Origin of the sequence: Mesorhizobium sp. B3-1-7, from assembly GCF_006439385.1 — a bacterium.
Taxonomy (GTDB): Bacteria; Pseudomonadota; Alphaproteobacteria; order Rhizobiales; family Rhizobiaceae; genus Mesorhizobium.
Window position 1 is genome coordinate 30373 of the sequence record NZ_VFTL01000041.1, and the last position, 18074, is coordinate 48446.

Annotated in this window: 14 protein-coding genes and 3 pseudogenes; 10 read left to right on the forward strand and 7 right to left on the reverse strand. The window is 59.0% G+C overall.

Going from position 1 to position 18074, the window contains the following annotated elements:
• Positions 1-318: 318 nt before the first annotated feature.
• Together FJ417_RS27735 and FJ417_RS27740 are read right to left on the reverse strand one after the other, a co-directional pair.
• Entirely contained in the window at positions 319-1194 is an 876-nt protein-coding gene (locus FJ417_RS27735; protein ID WP_140645622.1) for a plasmid partitioning protein RepB C-terminal domain-containing protein, read from the reverse strand.
• Positions 1191-2756: a recombinase family protein gene (locus tag FJ417_RS27740; RefSeq protein ID WP_140785628.1), complete on the reverse strand. Its 1566-nt coding sequence runs from the start codon at positions 2754-2756 to the stop codon at positions 1191-1193. The genes FJ417_RS27735 and FJ417_RS27740 overlap by 4 nt, the downstream gene beginning before the upstream one ends.
• Positions 2757-2821: 65 nt before the next feature.
• Here FJ417_RS27740 and FJ417_RS27745 point away from each other — a divergent pair.
• From FJ417_RS27745 to FJ417_RS27755, 3 genes and pseudogenes are all read left to right on the forward strand, one after another.
• Positions 2822-3076: pseudogene (locus FJ417_RS27745) on the forward strand (type II toxin-antitoxin system HicB family antitoxin); the annotation flags it as partial.
• A gap of 178 nt (positions 3077-3254) precedes the next feature.
• Positions 3255-3575, forward strand: a complete 321-nt coding sequence (locus tag FJ417_RS27750; protein ID WP_140785630.1) for a YMGG-like glycine zipper-containing protein — start codon at positions 3255-3257, stop codon at positions 3573-3575.
• 114 nt (positions 3576-3689) lie between these two features.
• Entirely contained in the window at positions 3690-4304 is a 615-nt protein-coding gene (locus FJ417_RS27755; protein ID WP_140785631.1) for a methyltransferase domain-containing protein, read from the forward strand.
• 131 nt (positions 4305-4435) lie between these two features.
• On the opposite strand, the gene FJ417_RS27760 is transcribed toward FJ417_RS27755, so the two are convergent.
• The 3 genes and pseudogenes from FJ417_RS27760 to FJ417_RS27770 form a co-directional block, all read right to left on the reverse strand.
• Positions 4436-4882, reverse strand: a complete 447-nt coding sequence (locus FJ417_RS27760; protein ID WP_140785632.1) for a MucR family transcriptional regulator — start codon at positions 4880-4882, stop codon at positions 4436-4438.
• A gap of 83 nt (positions 4883-4965) precedes the next feature.
• A pseudogene (locus tag FJ417_RS33700) lies at positions 4966-5446 on the reverse strand (recombinase family protein).
• Positions 5447-5785: 339 nt separating this feature from the next.
• Positions 5786-6682, reverse strand: a complete 897-nt coding sequence (locus tag FJ417_RS27770; RefSeq protein ID WP_140785633.1) for a GntR family transcriptional regulator — start codon at positions 6680-6682, stop codon at positions 5786-5788.
• 79 nt (positions 6683-6761) lie between these two features.
• Between FJ417_RS27770 and FJ417_RS27775 the strand changes: the two genes are divergently transcribed.
• From FJ417_RS27775 to FJ417_RS27790, 4 genes are all read left to right on the forward strand, one after another.
• Positions 6762-7898 (forward strand): ABC transporter permease, encoded by a 1137-nt coding sequence (locus FJ417_RS27775; protein WP_246687563.1) that lies wholly within the window; start codon positions 6762-6764, stop codon positions 7896-7898.
• A complete protein-coding gene (locus FJ417_RS27780; RefSeq protein ID WP_140785634.1) occupies positions 7895-8680 on the forward strand; it encodes an ATP-binding cassette domain-containing protein in 786 nt (261 codons plus the stop codon). Before FJ417_RS27775 ends, FJ417_RS27780 begins: the two co-directional genes overlap by 4 nt.
• 88 nt (positions 8681-8768) lie before the next feature.
• The gene (locus FJ417_RS27785) at positions 8769-9689 is read left to right on the forward strand and encodes a sugar ABC transporter substrate-binding protein (RefSeq protein WP_140785635.1); all 921 of its coding nucleotides are present in this window, start codon (positions 8769-8771) and stop codon (positions 9687-9689) included.
• 71 nt (positions 9690-9760) lie between these two features.
• Positions 9761-10774, forward strand: coding sequence for a zinc-binding alcohol dehydrogenase family protein (locus tag FJ417_RS27790; RefSeq protein WP_140785636.1), 1014 nt, complete (start codon positions 9761-9763; stop codon positions 10772-10774).
• 162 nt (positions 10775-10936) lie between these two features.
• On the opposite strand, the pseudogene FJ417_RS27795 reads toward FJ417_RS27790, so the two are convergent.
• Positions 10937-11404: pseudogene (locus FJ417_RS27795) on the reverse strand (SRPBCC family protein).
• Between the two features lie 46 nt (positions 11405-11450).
• Complete coding sequence (locus tag FJ417_RS27800; RefSeq protein ID WP_140785637.1) at positions 11451-12320, reverse strand: NmrA/HSCARG family protein; 870 nt, start codon at positions 12318-12320, stop codon at positions 11451-11453.
• Between the two features lie 104 nt (positions 12321-12424).
• Here FJ417_RS27800 and FJ417_RS27805 point away from each other — a divergent pair, with 104 nt between their 5' ends.
• The 3 genes from FJ417_RS27805 (at position 12425) to FJ417_RS27815 (ending at position 18038) form a co-directional block, all read left to right on the forward strand.
• Positions 12425-13318, forward strand: a complete 894-nt coding sequence (locus tag FJ417_RS27805) for a LysR family transcriptional regulator (protein WP_140785638.1) — start codon at positions 12425-12427, stop codon at positions 13316-13318.
• Between the two features lie 1603 nt (positions 13319-14921).
• Positions 14922-15584 carry a response regulator transcription factor gene (locus tag FJ417_RS27810; RefSeq protein WP_181183318.1) on the forward strand — a complete coding sequence of 221 codons (663 nt, stop codon included), beginning with the start codon at positions 14922-14924 and terminating at the stop codon, positions 15582-15584.
• Positions 15585-15707: 123 nt separating this feature from the next.
• The gene (locus FJ417_RS27815; RefSeq protein WP_140785640.1) at positions 15708-18038 is read left to right on the forward strand and encodes an ATP-binding protein; all 2331 of its coding nucleotides are present in this window, start codon (positions 15708-15710) and stop codon (positions 18036-18038) included.
• Positions 18039-18074: the final 36 nt, after the last annotated feature.

Sequence of the window (18074 nt, forward strand, 5' to 3'; positions counted from 1 at the left end):
GCGGCGTGGACGCTGACACATGCCCATGACGCTGGGCAGGCGTGTGGCATCCGCTGAGGCAAATGCAACCTCCGGCGTTTCTACAAGCCGCTGGAGCTGCGCGAGGTAATCGGCAATGTCACAATCGACGAGGTGAGGGAGAAGGTGCGTTGCCAGCAATGCGGTAGCCGCGAGTGGATGGACGCTGAGCTATTCCATCCAACCGGGGAACAGGCGCACACGATCCGATATCGGCGCCTAGTTCAGATCCGGGGGGAGAAGCGGGTAATCTGGCGGGATGAGTAGCGGCCGATGGCCAACTTGCCCCAAGGCGACTACTCAAAAGACAAGGTGCTTGCGCTTCGATCCGCGTTTTTTCGCATAGCGTGTCAGAGCCTCCCCATTCATTGGAATATCTAGGATCGCTTGAAACGTTGCGAGCTGCTCCGGGAAGTTCTGCGCAAGGTATCTAACCGCCCGCGCGTTCTCCATCAGCCGGTCGAGATAGGACCTTGCTGCCATTAGCTCTAGCCCCCAGACACCGCGAAAGCTGGCGCAGTACAGGAATTCTTCATTCAGCGGGCCAAACTCAGCTTCCATGGCAGCCAGCTGATCGGCAGTGACGCCGGCAAACTTCTTTCTCGGCCTGGACGGATCCGCCAACTGCGACACCGGAGTAAGTGTGCTGAGAAGCTGCGCATAGTGGAAGTTAGCCCGCCTTAGAGCGATCATCAGCTTTGCCGCTTTGAGCTGCCTCTCCGGCACCATCTTGCGCAACGATGCGAAGACCTGGGGCGGCACATACCAATCCTGCAGGAGATCGAGGACTTCGGGAGAAATTCCGTTGATCAATGGCTTTGGTTCAAGAGATGGACACGGGCTTTGCGCGGGTTGCTGGGCGCTGACCCGCTCCGCCAGCGCCTTTGGCACGAATGCGAGGCCTTCGGCCGATAGAAGGCGACGGAACTGTTCCTGCTTCAACGGATCTCGCAACGCTCCAGCTATCGTTTCCAGCCGATGCTGAGGGGTCTTCGCCTCAGCTGTCATCTTGAGCGTTCTTTCGCATTCAGCTTTATAGGTCCTGCACAGCCAGGGGCCGGTGAACAAGCGGCTGGGCTCGTACATCTTCTCCAACAGCGCGGCGTGTCTTGTGCGGCTATTTTGCAAAATGTGGTCGGCGGCTTCCAAGCTTAACGCTATGCGGCGCACCGTCATGTAGCACTCCCTACGAATGCTCGCTCAGCCAGCGCAACAAGCGGACCTAGCGATCGGAAAAGAAACGCATCCAGCTTCATCCCATTGTTAACATGGAAATTTCCTCTGATCTCGGCAATTTCATGCGTTGGGGCGATCAGGTAGTCACGAATGGCCAGATCGCCCGGCTGCATTCGGATGAGAACGAAGATATCCGCCGTGGTCTCGCGCGCGGCCCTTGAAGACCAGCGGGGATAGGCGGAGTGCGAAACGCGGCAACGCGCGATCGCGATCACTACGGTGAACTCGTCATTAATCCGGATGAGCTCCGTTCCAGGGTCACAGGAGACGTGCCCGCCCACGTCTTTGATCGCAGCCAACAGGTCTTCCATTACCCGATTGCGGGTACCTTCGAGGCGCTTGTTGAGGTCGACGAAGTGACACTTCCTTGGCGGCAGGCAACCGATCAGCCTGTATGCATTAAGCAGACCTCCGAAACGCGATCTATAACGCCAGCTTGAAGGGCATTCGGGCGCTGCGTTAATGATCGCATCAGATAGTTTTCCATGGCGTTTGTAGAGATCTCTTAGGGCTGCCAGCATCTCAACATCGCTCATACGAAGGTACAGCGATTTCAGTATTTTCTGCGCCTTGTCGAACAATCTGCGGTTAACGATCGGCGCAAAAGCGTCCTCGGCCCTCACCCATTGGTCCGGGGGATTGTACACCATCTTGCTTTTGAGTTTGGTGCAGCGGCGATTCCAAACGTTATTGCCAATATATTTCTCGTTGGTGAGGACACGTCGCACGCTTTCGCGCTTCCATCGCCGGCCGAAGTCGTTCACCTTCCCTCGGTCATTTAAATATCTTGCAATTTCAAGTTCAGTTTTGTGTGACCCGACAAAAAGGCGAAAGATCAATCGAACAATAGCTATTTCCTCCGGCGGCCCCGGCACAATAATGACTCGGTCTGTTTGAAGGCTTTTGCTTTCATTGCGAGCTAGGATGACCTTCGGCCGTCCAAACTGGTCAATCATCAGGCGCCTTAGTCCGAGCCCCTGCAGGCCACCAACGTGGAACCCCATCCCGGCCACCCTCATCTGGCCCATAAAGACCCTATGTGACAACATCCGGCTGTACTCTGCTGCCATGCTGCGCTTAATGGCCTTGAGCACGTCCGACCCGACGGTGCCGTCATTCCCAAATTGCTCGGCGCAAAACTCAATCCGAACGCCGGCCATCTGGCATCGATATTCGTAAGAGGCGCTTTCATCGATGTTTTGGAACCGGCCCCAGCGGCTCACGTCATAGACTACGACCGTCTCGAAATCGGCGAGCCCGTGTTCAACGTCGAATAGCAGCTTCTTGAGGCCGGGCCGGCTTTCCATATGCAATCCACTTCGGCCGGGATCTTCGTATGTGGCAACGATATCGTACCCCATGACCTCGGCATAACTGCGGATTGCATCCCTCTGGTTATCGAGGGAATAAGTCTGGTGGTCGGTGGACATTCGCAGGTATTGCGCGGCGCGGACCATTCGCCGCCCTTGGGGCAGGTTGCCGGCCTCTGCAAACTTGTCCATCGCCTTGCACCGTCGTGCCGGCACGTTAAATTAGCGGTCGACGGCCCTAAGGCAAGGAGACTGGAATGCATCAATACGTCGGGCTGATCCACAAAGAGCTGACCAGCGACCACGGAGTGTCGTTTCCCGACTTTCCGGGCGTCGTCACGGCTGGTGCAAGTCTCGAAGAGGCGCGCGAGTTAGCCGAACAAGCTTTGGCCTTCCACGTTGAAGGTCTGATCGACGACGGCGAGGCTGTTCCTGATCCCACTTCCCTCGCGAAGGTCATGGCAGACGCCGACCATCGGCAACTTACAACCATCATGGTTCCGTTGAAGACCCGCTGAAAGGCTACTGCCGGGAGAGCCGCCTTTCCCGTTTGGCAACCATAGCGTTCAACTGCCGGGAAACCGTGATTCACTTCGTGAGCCGGCGCGCCGCCGTTCCGCCGCAATGCGATCGCACTTGGCGCTTCCGCCCCCGTTTTCCAATCCCTGGGGCTTCAGAGGAGTTCTAGTGATGATCATCAAGAAGGCCATTCTGGCGGTGCTGATGACCGCGGCACTTGCCGGCTGCGAGACGCAGACCGAGGGCCAGCAGCGGGCCACCACGGGCGCATTGCTGGGCGGCGCGGGCGGCGCGCTGGTCGGCCAGGCGATCGGTGGCAACACCAAGAGCACTGTGATCGGTGCTGCAGGCGGCGCGCTGCTCGGCGCCGTCGTTGGCAGTGCCACGACACCACAGGAGCCGCGCGGCGGCCAGCTCTGCCGCTACCAGGACCGCTACGGTCGCATCTACACCGCGCCCTGTGACGACCGCTACTACAACGGCAATTATTGATCGAAGTCTGATCGGCGGGAGGACGGCGCAGTCAGCGCCGGCTCCTTCGCGCGTCATTCTTTTGTACGGTTTGCGGGATAAGGAGATTTAGCGGCGGGCAGGAGGAGGTCGAGAATGACAAGCCTTGCCGGTGCCCTGAAAAATCGCGGCAAACACGCGGTGAAGCGGCTGCTTCGCTATGACAACCGCAACTGGCTGCGCATCCGCCAGATTGAAGCCTTCACGGTTTTCCTCGAAGCGGCGAACCGCAAGTCGCGCGACGTGATCGAGATTTCGCCGGGCTGGAACCGCTACTGGCGGGCGCTGTGCCCGGACTACCGCTCGGTCGATTTTCCGGAGTTCGACATCTGCCGGGATCGCACCGATGAGCAGTATTCCATCGTCATCGCCGACCAGGTGCTGGAGCATGTACAGCGCCCGCAGGCGGCCGCCGCTAACATCCACGCCATGACCAAGCCCGGCGGCTGGGCGATGGTGGCGACGCCTTTCCTGTTCCGTGTGCATGCCCGCCCGCACGACTACAACCGCTGGACGCCCGCGGGCTTGAGGCAATTGATGGTCGAAGGCGGTTTTCACGAAGACGACGTGCAGGCCTTCGGCTGGGGCAACAAGGCCTGCGCCCGTGCCCATATCGGCGGCCCAATCCGCGCCTATGGCATGTGGCGGGACCTGAGCAATGACGAGGAATACCCGCTAATGGTGTGGGCGTTCGCGAAAAGAGCCTCCTAGCGCTCGTTCTTTATCCGTCGAGCCGTGAACAAACCCGTCCGGGGTGATGCGCCGGCATAGCCTCACGCGGCGCTCAAGCTTAGGAGCCCGTGCTGGCGCCGACACAGGCCGGTTTGTATCCAGGAATTGAGCTAACGCGGCTTCCGAGCAGCCTTCTTCACTGGCCTTGCTGCCGCTTTCCGGCCTAGCCCAATTGACTTCGCCAACTCCGACCGCTGCGCCGCGTAGCTGGGAGCTACCATCGGGTAATCTCGCGCCAAGCCCCATTTCTCGCGGTACTCATCAGGCGTCAGCCCATAATGCACATTGAGATGACGCTTCAGCGACTTGAACTTCTTCCCGTCCTCAAGGCAGACGATGTAGTCGGGGAATACCGATCGCTTCGGGTTGACCGCGGGTTCTTGGGCCGGCTTTTCCGGTTCGGCCGGGTGTCTAATCTTCGATAGTGATGAATTCACGCTCTCGATCAGACTCGGTAACGATGCGACCGTGACTGCATTCTTACTCACATATGCAGATACAATGTCAGCGGTAAGCTCGATCAAATGGTTTGGGCCGTCGTTAATCTCGTCTGACATCAAATAGCTCCTGATGGATATAACTGGAACTCTTTACTGGCTTTGCCCAGAAAGACCAGTGGGAGCGCGGCTCGCGAGCACGATCATGCCCACGCTTGAATGATGCGGTAAACTTGCACCCTAGAGCAGCCGATCGCCTTCGCAATTCCAGCCGGGCCGAGTCCATCAGCGTGCAGCGCCATAACACGGTCTCGATCCAGGCGCGGCTTCCCGCCCTTATAGATGCCATGCACGTTTTGCTTGTTCAATACCGTCTGGTTGGCGTTCCCTAATGAACCGCCGCTCCATCTGAGCTACCATTCCCATTACGTCAGCACGATGTGGCCCATCTCGCCCCGGGTCGAAATATGCGGGTCGAGCACGGTCACGAAAGCTCCCTTCTGCTCGCATTCGTAGATGAGGTTGAGCACGTCACGGGTATCGCGGCCGAGCCGGTCAAGGCGGGTCACCACCTAATTCATCGCCGAGCCGAAGGAACTCCAAAACCGTTGCCAGTTCGGTGCGTCCGCGGCTGGCGCCCGATACCTTCTCCGAACGAATGACATCACACCCCTCGGATTTCAGCTTTGCGAGCTGGGTTTCAAGATCCTGATCAGTCGTGCTGACGTAGCCACTTGCAGAACTTCTGGTAGGCCGAGACCTTCTCCTTTCGAAGTCAGGAACGAGCGGCCAATCTTGGAAGACTTGCGATCGCGGTCGGCCGAGCTGAACTTCCGCGGCTGCTAGGCAAGGGTACCGTTGCGCGGGCACCTGCTGGTAGCTGCTGCAGATACTGACGATCTTTTCGTATTCTTTCCACAAAGCGGCGGGTAGAACTTCTCGTTCTGCAAAAGCTCGCCCGCGCCAGCGCGCGGGGAGGAATCCGATATTCCAGAGATACCCCGTTGCCATGCAGCGGTTTCATCATTCATCAAGTCCAACCAGCGAACGCATCAGCGTTGCTCTTGCCGAAGCCAGATGCGCTTCGCAGGCTCGCTCAATCGACTCGGAGTCGCGGCTTTCAAGGGCGTCGATATAGGCGAGATGCTCAAGGATCGCCGCTTGGTTGCGCTGCTTTTCGTCCCGCTTGTTCCACTGATAGTGGTAGTGGAAGATGAAGGTAATGATGTCATAGAAGTCGTCGATAAAGCGATTGGGCGAAGCTTCGTTTATGAGCCGATGAAACCGGTTGTCGAGACCGGAGAAGTCGTGAAAGCGGCTTTCAATCCGCTTCAGCAGCTCGGTATGCGCGCTCTTGAGCGCTGCGAGTTTTCCCCAAAGTGGGGAGTTGTCAGGCTGCCTTGAGAACAAATGCGCCGACCGCAACTCGAACATCACCCGGATCTCGAACAGCTCGAGGGCGAAGTCTTCGGTGAAACCCTTGAAAACCCAGGCCGTATTCGGCCTTTTTTCGAGCAATCCAAATCGGCTGAAGCGGATGAGGAACTCGCGAATTCCGTTGGTCGCAACGCCGAATTGCCGCGCGAGCTCAAGTTCGTTGATGCTGGTGCCGGGTCTGGTGTCACCCCGCAGCATCCATTCCATGAACTGCTCTTCGACATGCTTGGCACGTGACGTGGTTTCGGCGTCGGGATAGTAGTCGCTATCCTCCACCGCACGGCCTGCCATCCTGACGCCGCTGCGCTCGGCGATAAGTTCGCGGTGAGCAAGTTCCTGCAGGACCTTTCGGACCGTCGTGCGGCTTACTCCCACTCGCCGTCTGAGCTCATTTTCTGAGGGCAGTTCGCCAGTCAATTGTCCATCGCGCAGCATGGTGGCGGCGCGGTTGAAAGCCTTCTTGTAGACAGTATCGGTTCGCATCGGACTTCCTTCTGAGCAACCTTGTCCTTTTTGGCTTGAACTTTATCCATAAAAAACAACTTGACCAAGTGGTGATTGCTTGTTTTTTATCGATAAGAGGAAGCTGAAATACAGTCTTGGTTCTGACGCTCCAAGCTTAGGTAAGCCTGGGCGGGGAGGGGTTTTGCCCAAAACGGAAAACACCAGCACCGCTGTTAGCGACGCCTCAATGCTGGCGACGAAGAAGCCGGGCGCCTTCCCTGGCCTGGCGCTCGGACTGGCATTGCTGAGCGCTGGTCCAGTCATCATATTGCTGTTGCTGATCGCCGTTCTCAGTGTTCTGTCGCCCTATTTCCTGACCGGGCGCAATCTCAGCAACATCCTCGCCCAGACCGCCGTCATCTCGGTGGTTGCGATGGGACAGCATCTGGTCATCTTGACCCGCGGCATTGATCTTTCCGTTGGCTCGAACCTGGCACTAGCTTCCGTCGTGGGTGCCCTCAGCTTCCATGCCGGCGCTCCCGCCATCGCGGTTGTCGCGGTGATGGTTGGCTGCGGTGCGGCGGTGGGCGCCATCAACGGGCTCTTCTACGTCTTCGGGCGGCTGCCGCATCCTTTCATCATTACGCTGGCGACATTGAGCATCGCCAAGGGCTTGGCACTCCAATTGGCGGATGGGCGCGCCATTCCTGGAATGCCGGATTCGATAGATGCGCTTGGGCGCGATGCGGTCTGGGGTCTGCCCGGATCGGTTTTTGTCGTTGCAGGCGTTGCTGCGGTCCTTTTCGTCATAGCCAAGACGATGGTCTGGGGGCGCTGGATTTACGCCGTCGGCGGTCGACCCGACGCCGCCTTGCGCATGGGCATTCCTGTGTCCTGGGTCCTGGTTTCGGTCTATGTAATCTCAGGGCTGTGCGCCGGCATCGGCGCGGTCCTACTCGCCGGTCGCACCGACGCCGGTTCCCCTTTGTTCGGCAATCTGCTTGAACTGGATACGATCGCGGCGGTGATTATCGGCGGCGCCAGTTTTCTTGGCGGCCGTGGCCATCTCGGCCATGCCCTAATCGGCGCCATCATGATCGGCGTTATCCGCAACGCACTCAACCTGCTCAACGTGAACGTCTTCTTCCAGCTCATTGTCATCGGCGTGGTCATCGTCATCGCGGTCGAGTCCGACGTGCTGCGCAACTATCTCGAAGGGCGTGTGCGTGTCATGCAGGCCGGGAGGCAGTCGTGAGCGCCGTTGCAGCCAACGCAGATCGCGTTGTCACCGCCGACCATCCCGTGCTGGCGGTTCGCGGGGCCACCAAACGTTTCGGATCAGTTCTGGCGCTGGACGATGTCAGCATCGAGGTGCGGCGCGGCGAGATCGTTGGCCTGCTCGGCGACAATGGCGCGGGCAAATCGACGCTGACCAAATGCATCAGCGGCGTACACCAACTCGATGCCGGCGCGATTCTCCTGGACGGTGCGCCGACGCAGGTACGCTCCCCTGCGGATGCACGCTTCGCCGGCATCGAGACCGTTTACCAGGATCTGGCTCTCTTCGACAATCTGACACCCGGACAGAACTTCTTCGCCGGCCGCGAACTGGCAGGCCCGCAATGGCTTCCGCGCGGCCTGCGATTTCTGCAGCAGCGCAGGATGGACGCCGAGACCCGTGTTCTGCTGGCAAACCTCAAGGTTACGCTACCTCGATTGGATGCCGTCGTCGCCATGATGTCGGGTGGACAAAGGCAGGCCATCGCCGTGGCCCGTTCCACCGTATTTGCCCGCAAGGTGGTCATCCTGGATGAGCCGACCGCTGCACTGGGTCTGCGTGAATCACGCCAAGTGCTCAATCTGGTTGCAGCGCTCCGCGACCAGGGCAATGCCGTGATCCTGATAACTCACAATATGGAGCATGTCGTCGAACTCGCCGATCGCGCCGTGGTGCTTCGCCAGGGCCGCAAGGTCGGCGAGCTGGTGCCGACAAGGCACAACAAACAAGAGCTGGTTTCCATGATCGTTGGAGCCTGATCCGTTCGAGATTTTGGGGACCGTTGCGGCCCTCAAATGCCGGAGGCCTTCCCCACCGGGAGGCGTCTCAATTCAAGGGAGGAATGGAATGCCAATCAACCGAAAACTGTTTGCAGGGATCGCTATCGCGGTCGTGTTTGCGCTGCCGGCTTCGGCAGCAGACAAGATCAAGATCGGCCTGATCACCAAATTCCCAGTGCCGTTCTATTCGACCATGGAACAGGCCGCCAAGAAATACGCGGCCGCTCATCCGGAGATCGAACTGGTTACCGGCCAGGGTCAGGCCGCGACCGACATCGAGGGCCAGATTGCGCTGATCGAGTCCATGATCACGCAAGGCGTCAAGGGCCTGGCTGTCACTCCGGTCGATCCGACGGTTGCGCCGGCGCTCGACAAGGCGGTCGCCGCCGGCATCAAGGTGGTTCTCGTCGACAACAGCATTCCCAACTGGAAAGGTCAAACAGCACTGGTCTCGACCAACAACCTCAACGGCGGCAAGATCGCCGGGGAGTACCTCAAGACCGTGCTGAAGAGTGGCGACAAGATCGGTATCCTGCAGGGCGTTCCCGGGGTGCCGGCACTGGACGACCGCGTCACCGGCATGATGCAGGGGTTGGGCGACGTCAAAGTCGACGTTGTCGGCAAGGGCGCAACCAACTGCACGCTCGAACTTGGCACGTCGGTGACCGAAGACATCCTCACCGCCAATCCCGATCTCAAGGCGATCTACTCGGCCTGTGGCCCGCCAATCCCAGGCGCCGTCAAATCGATCAGCAATGCGGGCATGGTCAATCAAAAGATCATACTGGTCGGCTTCGACGCCTGCTGCGGCGAGATCGAAGCGATCAAGTCGGGTGCGGAAGACGCCAGCGTTGCACAGTTTCCGGCGAAGATGGGCGAGCTGGGCATCGACACTGTCGTCAAGGCGATCCGCGGGGAAACCGTGGAGGCCAATGTCGATACCGGCGCTGGCCTTGTGACGCTGCAGAACGTCAAGGACTTCGAATAGGCTCCCACAACTGGCCCGGCGGTCTTCTCAACCGCCGGGTTCTTTTTGGAACATCCAGGAAGGTGATCCGCATGAAGGCGCTCGTTTGCCGAAAACCTGGTGAACTGATCTTGGAAGATCGCTCCGCACCCGGCCGGCCGGGGGCCGGATGGGCGCTGGTCAGCATCAGCCATGTCGGTATATGTGGCACCGATTATCACATCTTCGAAGGCAAGCATCCCTACCTGGCCTATCCACGTGTCATGGGGCATGAACTCGCAGGCACGGTGACTGCGATCGGGGAAGGCGCCCCTATCCGCATCGGCGAACGAGTCGTCGTGAATCCTTATTTTGCTTGTGGCAGATGCCTAGCCTGCCGTCATAACAAGCCGAATTGCTGCGTAGCGATTGAGGTGTTGGGCGTTCATCGCGACGGCGGTATGTGTGAAGAATTGCTCGTGCCTGCGGCCAATCTCTATCCGATCGGAGGATTGTCGCTCGACCATGCGGCAGCGATCGAATTCCTGGCCATCGGTGCCCACGCGGTGAGGCGCTCCAAGCTTGCTGCCGGTACACGTGCTCTGGTCATCGGTGCCGGCCCCATTGGACTCGGCACGGCTTTGTTTGCACGTATTGCCGGCCAAGTGGTGACGATCACGGACGTGCGCCGAGAGAGGCTCGACTTCGCCGAAGGTCAACTCGGTTTTCCCGTTATCGATGGACTTTCGTTGTCACCCGTTGACCTGGTACGGGAGCGAACCGATGGCGAGTGTTTTGACCTCGTTTTTGATGCGACCGGTAACAAGGCGTCGATAGAGGCCGCTTTCGCTTATGTGGCGCATGGCGGTGCCTTGATTATGGTCAGCGTCATCAATGACCATATTAGCTTTTCCGACCCCGAGTTCCACAAACGCGAGATGATGTTGATCGGCAGCCGCAACGCGCTTCGTGTCGACTTTGACCACATCATGGCGGCAATGCACGATGGCGCCATTCCTATGGCCAAGCTGATAACGCACCGCACGACCCTGCCGAACAGCCGCCGCGATATCCCGCATTGGGTCCACCAAAAGTCGGGGCTAATCAAGGCCGTGATAGTCGTTTAGCTGTTCATAGACGCTGGCTCCATCACAGATCCTCACACCGTTTGGCCTCGCCTGTCGAAGAAAGTCAAAGCCTCAAGAAAGACCCGCGCACGCCGTTGCCAGTCGAGCCAAGACGGGACGCCTCCTAAGAGGCAGTCCCTTGTTGATGTTCGTGGCTGATGGTCAGAGCCGGCCCTCCGCGAGCTCGCGGGTGCGCTTCAGCGTCCACAGAAGGGCAGCCTTGTAGCCCTGATCGCCGTCGAACTGCGCCGTTCGGCTCGCTCCTCGGGGCCATCAGGCTCTTTGCCGCGCAGGCCGAGATAGCAGTAGAAGCGCAGATGGAGCGTGCCGTCGTCCCTCGAACAGTTCGTTAATGATCGCGCCCTCGCGCGGCCCGGTGGCCTGGAGGAATGTGACTTTGCTCTCCGGTTCCAGCGTGATGATCTCGCGCAGATCCGCACCCGCGATGGTCGCCTCGCGCACGAAATGCGTCGCGCTTTCTTCCACGACGTCGCAGCGCGTGCAGAGGCCGGGCGGCAGGAATTCGCGGGCGTCACGAGCCTTGAGTTCTAGGCCGGCCCATGCTTGTGCACGGGTCAGCCTGGTCGCGCCTTCCGGGTTCACCGGGACGGTGGCGGTTGAGTAGATCATAATCATATCCGTGAGATTGATGTCGGGTGGCAGGCTGCCGCTGGCGTCAGGCTGAGGCAGCGATTTCCGCGGCGAAGTCGCGATAGGTGCGCAGCGGGCGGCCCAGCAGCTTGGTCAGGCGGTCGACGTCGCCAGCATCGGGGATCATGCCCTCGCTGATGAAGCGCTCGCCCATCAAGCGCATGTCGAGCGCCATCCAGTTCGGCATGAACCGCCGCAGGTTCTCTTCGAAGCCGGCAAGATCCTCGCCGGGATAGTCGATCTGGCGACCCAGCACATCCGACCAGATGGCGGCGACGTCCGCGCCGGTCAGCGTGTCGGGACCGACGAGGTTGATCCGGTCGAGCGGGAGAGCAATTTCCGCCTGCTCGCGGCGAAGCAGCTCGATCGCTGCGACCTCGGCGATGTCGCGCGCGTCGACCATTGCCAGCCCCTTGCTGCCGATCGGCATCGGATAGACGCCGTGGCCGAGGATCACGTCCTTGATCATGAACTCGTTGTTCATGAAGTAGGCCGGGCGAAAGATGGTGGCGTTGAGGCCCATCTGCTCGATCATGCGCTCGACCGCGAGCTTGCCGGCGAAATGCGGCACGTTCACGTAAAGCTCGCCGTGCATCACCGACAGGTAGACGATCCGTTCGATGCGTGCCTCGCGGGCCAGGTTGAGCGCAACCAGCGCCTGGGTGAATTCATCCGCCACCACCGCATTGAGCAGGAACAGGGTGGAAACGCCCGAGAAGGCGCTGCGCAGGGAATCGACGTCGAGCAGGTCGCCCTGCACGACGGCGACGCCCGCAGGGAAGTTCGCCTTCGAGGGATCGCGGACAAGAGCACGGACGTCGGCGCCGCGCTTGACGAGTTGGTCGACGACCTGGCTGCCGACATTGCCGGTCGCGCCGGTAACGAGAATGGTCATGGGGTTCACTCCGGGTTTGGGTCAAAAGACACCCTGTAAATGAGGGATCCACATTCGAACCGATAGACGCTATATCTGGACATGGCGTCTCAATGGTGGAACAGATGGATCTTCTCGCCCTCGCTGATTTCAATCTGGTTGCCCGGCACGGAGGGTTCGGCAAGGCGGCGCGCGCCGCGGGGCGCCCGAAAGCGACCCTGTCCCGCCGGGTCGCGGAACTGGAGGCCGCCCTCGACCTGCGTCTGTTCGAGCGCGGGGCGCGCGCGCTGAAGCTCACCGAGGAAGGACGCGCGCTCTTCGAGCGGACGGGAGCGCTGCTGACCGAACTCGACGAAACCGCGACGGCGATAGCTTCGGGCGGACACACGCCACGCGGCAGGCTGCGGATCAGCGCGCCGCTGCTCTTCTCCCAAACCGCAATGGGGAGGCTGGCCGCCGGGTTCGCGGTGAAATATCCTGAAGTCCGGCTCGAGGTCACGACGGAGGACCGCGCCGTCGATATGATCGAGGAGGGATATGACCTGGTGATCCGGGTAAATCCCGAGCCCGATGAAAGCCTTGTCGGACGGATTTTCCTGCGCGATCGGCTGGTCGTGGTCGCGAGCCCGGGCCTCGCCAGACCGCCCGACGATCTCGCCGTTCCGGCCATCGTGCGGGGGGCCGGCGACCGTATTGCAGCCTGGGACATCGTGGCGCCAGCCGGACGGTCACGCATCGCGATCGAGCCCGTCCTTCGCCTTTCGTCGCTCCTCATGATCCGCGATGCCGTGCGGACGGGAGTCGGCGCAGGACGTCTCCCGATCTCGCTTGTAAGTCACGATCTGGCAGCCGGAACGTTGATGCATTGGGGCGATGTCGACAGCCCAGACATCGCATTATGGACGCTCTATCCGTCCCGGCGCTTGCTGAGCGCCCGCGTGTCTGCGTTCCTCGGCCATTTGAAGGAAGCCTTTCCCAAGGGGACACCTGATGAATTGGCGGCCTACATCGGCGGATGAGACAGGATGATCGAAACGCCGTCTGGCGCTTCCGCCGGCGACCCTGTCTGGTTGGGAGCGGCAGCTTGTTGGTGGCCGGCCTAAAAGCAGACTGGCCGTTCCCGCCCAAAGGCGACATTAGAACATCTGCTCAGCAAAGACCGCTTCCGGCGCATTTGCGACGTACGTTGGACCACAAGGTAGCAGGCTCGGCCCTGAAATCATTGAAGATTTTTCGGACAGGGCGCTACCAAAGGCTAATGTTTTTATTGTGATTTCAATAGCTTATAAGTAGGTTGGTAGCGGGAGAGCGCTGCCGCCTTTCCCCCCACTCATCCAGCTGCCAGTTCCGGCTTCGCTGCAATGGGTGAGTTGAGGCTATCGTATTTGGCTTTTAGATGCCATCAGCATCCAGAAATTGGCTTCGCGACACACGATTCCGCAGCATTTCTCACCCGATTTCATTTGGTATCGATCACATCGAAACCAGTATCGCTGGAACCGGACTGGTCGTCATCATATGGCGCCCTTCGCCGGGGGCTGCCGCATCCCGCCTTACGGCGGCGCTATGCTGATGCTCCTTCGGCCGCCCTTGTTGAACCGGTCTCAGGGCCACGAACCTGCTCCAGCACCGAACTGACTTGTTTGCGCTTACGGACATTTCGGTGCCTCCACTTTGTACGCCCTTTTCACATTGGTCAGGAGAGCAGTGGGCTCTCCCGACGGAGAGTCCGAGAAGGGCCGGATTTTCAGCGACCGGTTGATGCAGATTTTGAACGGCATGCGCCCGACTTGCATATTGCCCACGTTAACCCTCTAAGCATGGCAGGTCGGCCCGGCTTGGGTATTGTCAGACGTCGGGTGAAGTTCTCGGCGCAAGGGCTAGGGCTTTTTGGCGGATGGTCGAGTCCATCTAGGACCAAGGTCAGGCACCTTCCTCGACCAAGGTCCAGAAACAGCCTCTGAACAATTCTTAGACCTGTCTCGACGCCCCCGCTTTCAGCGTTTCGCCAAATGTCGCCCTGGAGAAGTACAGCGAAGACGACCGTCCCGGTCCTGAAACGTTAGCCGAGTCGCCGACAATGTCTCACGTCGAAGTTGTTGCAGTTGTCTTCCCGATCCATGGGAGAGCACGATCGAGCCAGATCAATCGGAGCGATATCGTCTCGAACGCGTCGCCACGACGGATGATGCGCGGGCGAATGCGCAAAACCAGTACGCGGGCAGCTTTGGCCTCGGACGGCCGAAGGTTGCAGTGCCGCGTCAAGGACAAGGGCCTAAGGCTCGATCTCGACCTCAATTGGAAAGACAGACAAGCAACCTCTAGCTTAACCATGACAGCACTTTATAGTATGCCGAATTTCGGACGGCTAGGCGCGATGCGTGGGTAAACACGCCAAAATTACTTTTGGAAATACTTGAAAATCGATCTAGCGCCCTGATTGTTTTTGTAGTTGGCTTCATTTACAGAGTTAAAGTTCTTGGTCGGCTTACCTCACTTTGTTAAATTTGACATACGTTGACACCTACTTAAGCCCGGCTTAATATTTAGTTGGGTGTTGAGTGTTGGGGTGGAGGCTCACGGGCGTCACATACGCTTGGGGCTGTGCGTTGGGGTACGCGTGTGGGCGAGCTTGATAAGATTTCAATTGCTATTGTCGACGACCATCCAATCGTTCGACAGGGTCTAAGCGCCGTCATTTCAGGCGAAGCAGGTTTCAATCTCATTGCCGAAGGAAGTACGGCCCGCGAAGCGTTGGAAATCGCCGAGCGGTTGCGACCGCAGATCATGCTCCTCGATCTGGGGATCCCGGGAGGCGGCCTGGAAGCACTAAAGCATATTGTCGCCCGTACGCCTTCTGTCCGTTGCATGATCCTGACAGTTTGCGACTTGGCCAACACCGCGATATCCGCTTTGAACGCCGGCGCCAAAGGCTATGTGCTCAAGGGCGTTAGCCCCGGCGATCTTAAGAAGGCGATGTGGACGGTGATCAACGATGAGTCATTCGTTTCGCCTGAATTTGCGACAAAGTTGCTGCAGGCTGCGCAACTAACCGTCCGGCAGACGTCCTCTGTCGACCAGCTTACCCACCGAGAGGCTCAAATCATGAAAGGTGTTGAGGAGGGTCTTACCAACAGAGAGATTGGCGAGAAGCTGGATATCAGTGAAAAGACGGTCAAGTATTACATGTCTGGCATTCTGCAGAAATATGGGGTCACCAACCGTGTTTCGGCGGTAATTGCAGCGCAAAAACTGCGCACAATAACTCTGCCCTTGGGAAGTTAGCGTTCGACTCGGGGCTGCATCTAGATACCACCACAACGCCGAGTGCCTCATCAATGAGGCGTCGTCCAGGCCTTGGGGCGAGTTACCAAGCGAGTGAGGGCCACGGTAGGGAGCCCGAGATCAATGCGCTACGCGCGTCTCTCCTGGATCGAGTTGGGCGGCTACCTGTTGCTGGTCGCGCTAGGGTGTCTGCTTTGGCTTCAGTTCAGCTCCGCGAGGGAAATGGATCTCAAGGCTGCGACGCGGGCGTTCCAGGCGGAAAACCAGGCCAAGAGTCGAGCGGTTGCAGTCAATATCGAGGCCAGCTTTCGCCAGATGTATCAGGGTATTCGAACTATCGCCCGCTTGCCGACTGTGCGGGCGTTGAGTTCGGAATCTCATTCCTTGCAAGAGGACGCGAGGGTCAGCGCCCAGGAGATTTACAACAATCTTGCGGAAAACCTATCCGTCTCGGAACTCTACATAGTGCCGGCTAATTTCGATCCGGACCGCATCGATAGCGACACGGCTACGCCAGAAGCGCCGCTCATGACGTTCGATGAATTTATAGTCGGCAAAAACGCCGATCAAAGCTCAGCGCGCATAGCCTTCGCGGAGAAAAGCAAGGTAGAAGAGGTTGAGATATTCGAATACAGGGCTATGAAACTCCAGATTGAGTACTTGAAGAACAGGTATGGAAACGAAGATATAATATCAAATCTAAACTATCCGGCGGTTGTGAGCGAAGAAGTCATTACCTGCGACAACACACACTACTCGCCGGCGGCGCCCGACGACAACGACCGCAAGGGTCTTGTTTATTCGGTTCCATTCTTCGGGTTTGACGGGGAACTGCGAGGCATCGTTACGGCAGTTGTGCTGTCCAACGTCCTTACAGAGATCCTGCCGAATGAAGGCTATGCGCTAGGCAATGACAGACTCGGTTTCTACAGGGGGTCCCGTGACGGCCAACTTTGGAAGGAGGTCTCGCCGCGAGCCGAAGCCAGTCTCGACAATGTCGCCTATGCCAGTTCGATGCCGCTTGATTTTCCAGATGTAGCAGGAGGATGGAGCCTTTGGTCTGCAGTGCCGACGGCAGTGTTTCTGAAATCACCCGCCGTTCAGTCGATCAATGAGCGTTTCCGCACCGAGGTCATCATCCTGATTTTGGGGAGCGTAGCCCTGGCTGCCGCGCTCCGTTGGCTCGCTCATAGGGGCTCAACGGTGGAAAGACACAATCGAGATTTGGCATTACGCATCGAAGAGCGGACGTCCGAGCTGGCCAGTGCCAAAAAGATTGCAGAGGAGGCCAATTCCGCGAAAACCCAGTTTCTTGCCCGCGTAAGTCACGAGATCAGGACCCCTATGCATGCGATCATCAGTGCGGCGGAGTTGCTGCGATCTAGCCAGCCCGACCTGCACGCGCAGGCTAAACTTGAGATTATCGACCACGCCAGCCAGACATTGCTCGACATCGTCAACCAGGTGCTTGATCTTTCTGCTATCGAGCACGGCAGGCTGAGTATAAATTCAGTCGAATTTGGGCCTTCGGCGCTCGTATTGGAAACCTGTGACATGATGCGGGCCGTTGCCGACCGCAGGGGATTGAGCATGACCGTCGAATGCGCTCCGAACACGCCGGCCAGCTACCGATCAGATCCGGCGCGCATTCGCCAAGTCCTGGTGAACCTGATCGGGAATGCCTTGAAGCATACCCTGGCTGGCGGAGTGACAGTCCGGGTCAGTAGAGAAGTATCCGGCATTCTCGCCTTTGACGTCGTGGACACGGGTTCGGGCATCGAGGAGGATGATCGTGAGCATATCTTCCAGGAATTCTATCGCGGTGCCAATTCGGATGGGGCAGGACTCGGGTTAGCAATCAGCCGTCAGCTTGTCGAGCGGCTCGGTGGGACCATCCAGGTCAGCGAGGCCCCCCCACATGGCGCTCACTTCCGGTTTACCGTCGCCGCCGAACCGGGGGTCGCAGCCTGCGCGGCACGCAAGGAGTCGAACCTGCTGGAAACGAAGCCGAGCCCCTCAACTGCGGCAAGCGCGGGGATACGGATCCTGTTAGCGGAAGACAATGAGCGTGTCCGCGGACTTATCGAGGAAACCCTTCGGCAGTTTGGCTGTCTTGTACAAGTGGCCAGCAACGGAGACGAGGCGGTCGCCGCAGCTCGCCATACCAGTTTTGACGCAATTCTGATGGACTGCTCGATGCCGAAGCTCGACGGAATTCGTGCCGCTTCCAGGATCCGGGAGATTGAGGCCACGTCGATTGCCGAACGCCGTCGGGCCCGTATCGTTGCCTTAACGGCCAGCGCCTATGCCAGCGACCGCGAAGCATGCCTGCAGGCAGGAATGGACGACTTTCTCAGCAAGCCTTTCAAACGGGACGACCTCTTTCTCGTCTTGGGGATTGCCCCGGAGGCAACGCCCAAGACCACTGCAGTTTTGGCACCCGTCGCGGAATAACGCTGCTGATTTCGTAGCGCTGCGCCAAGCGTCGGG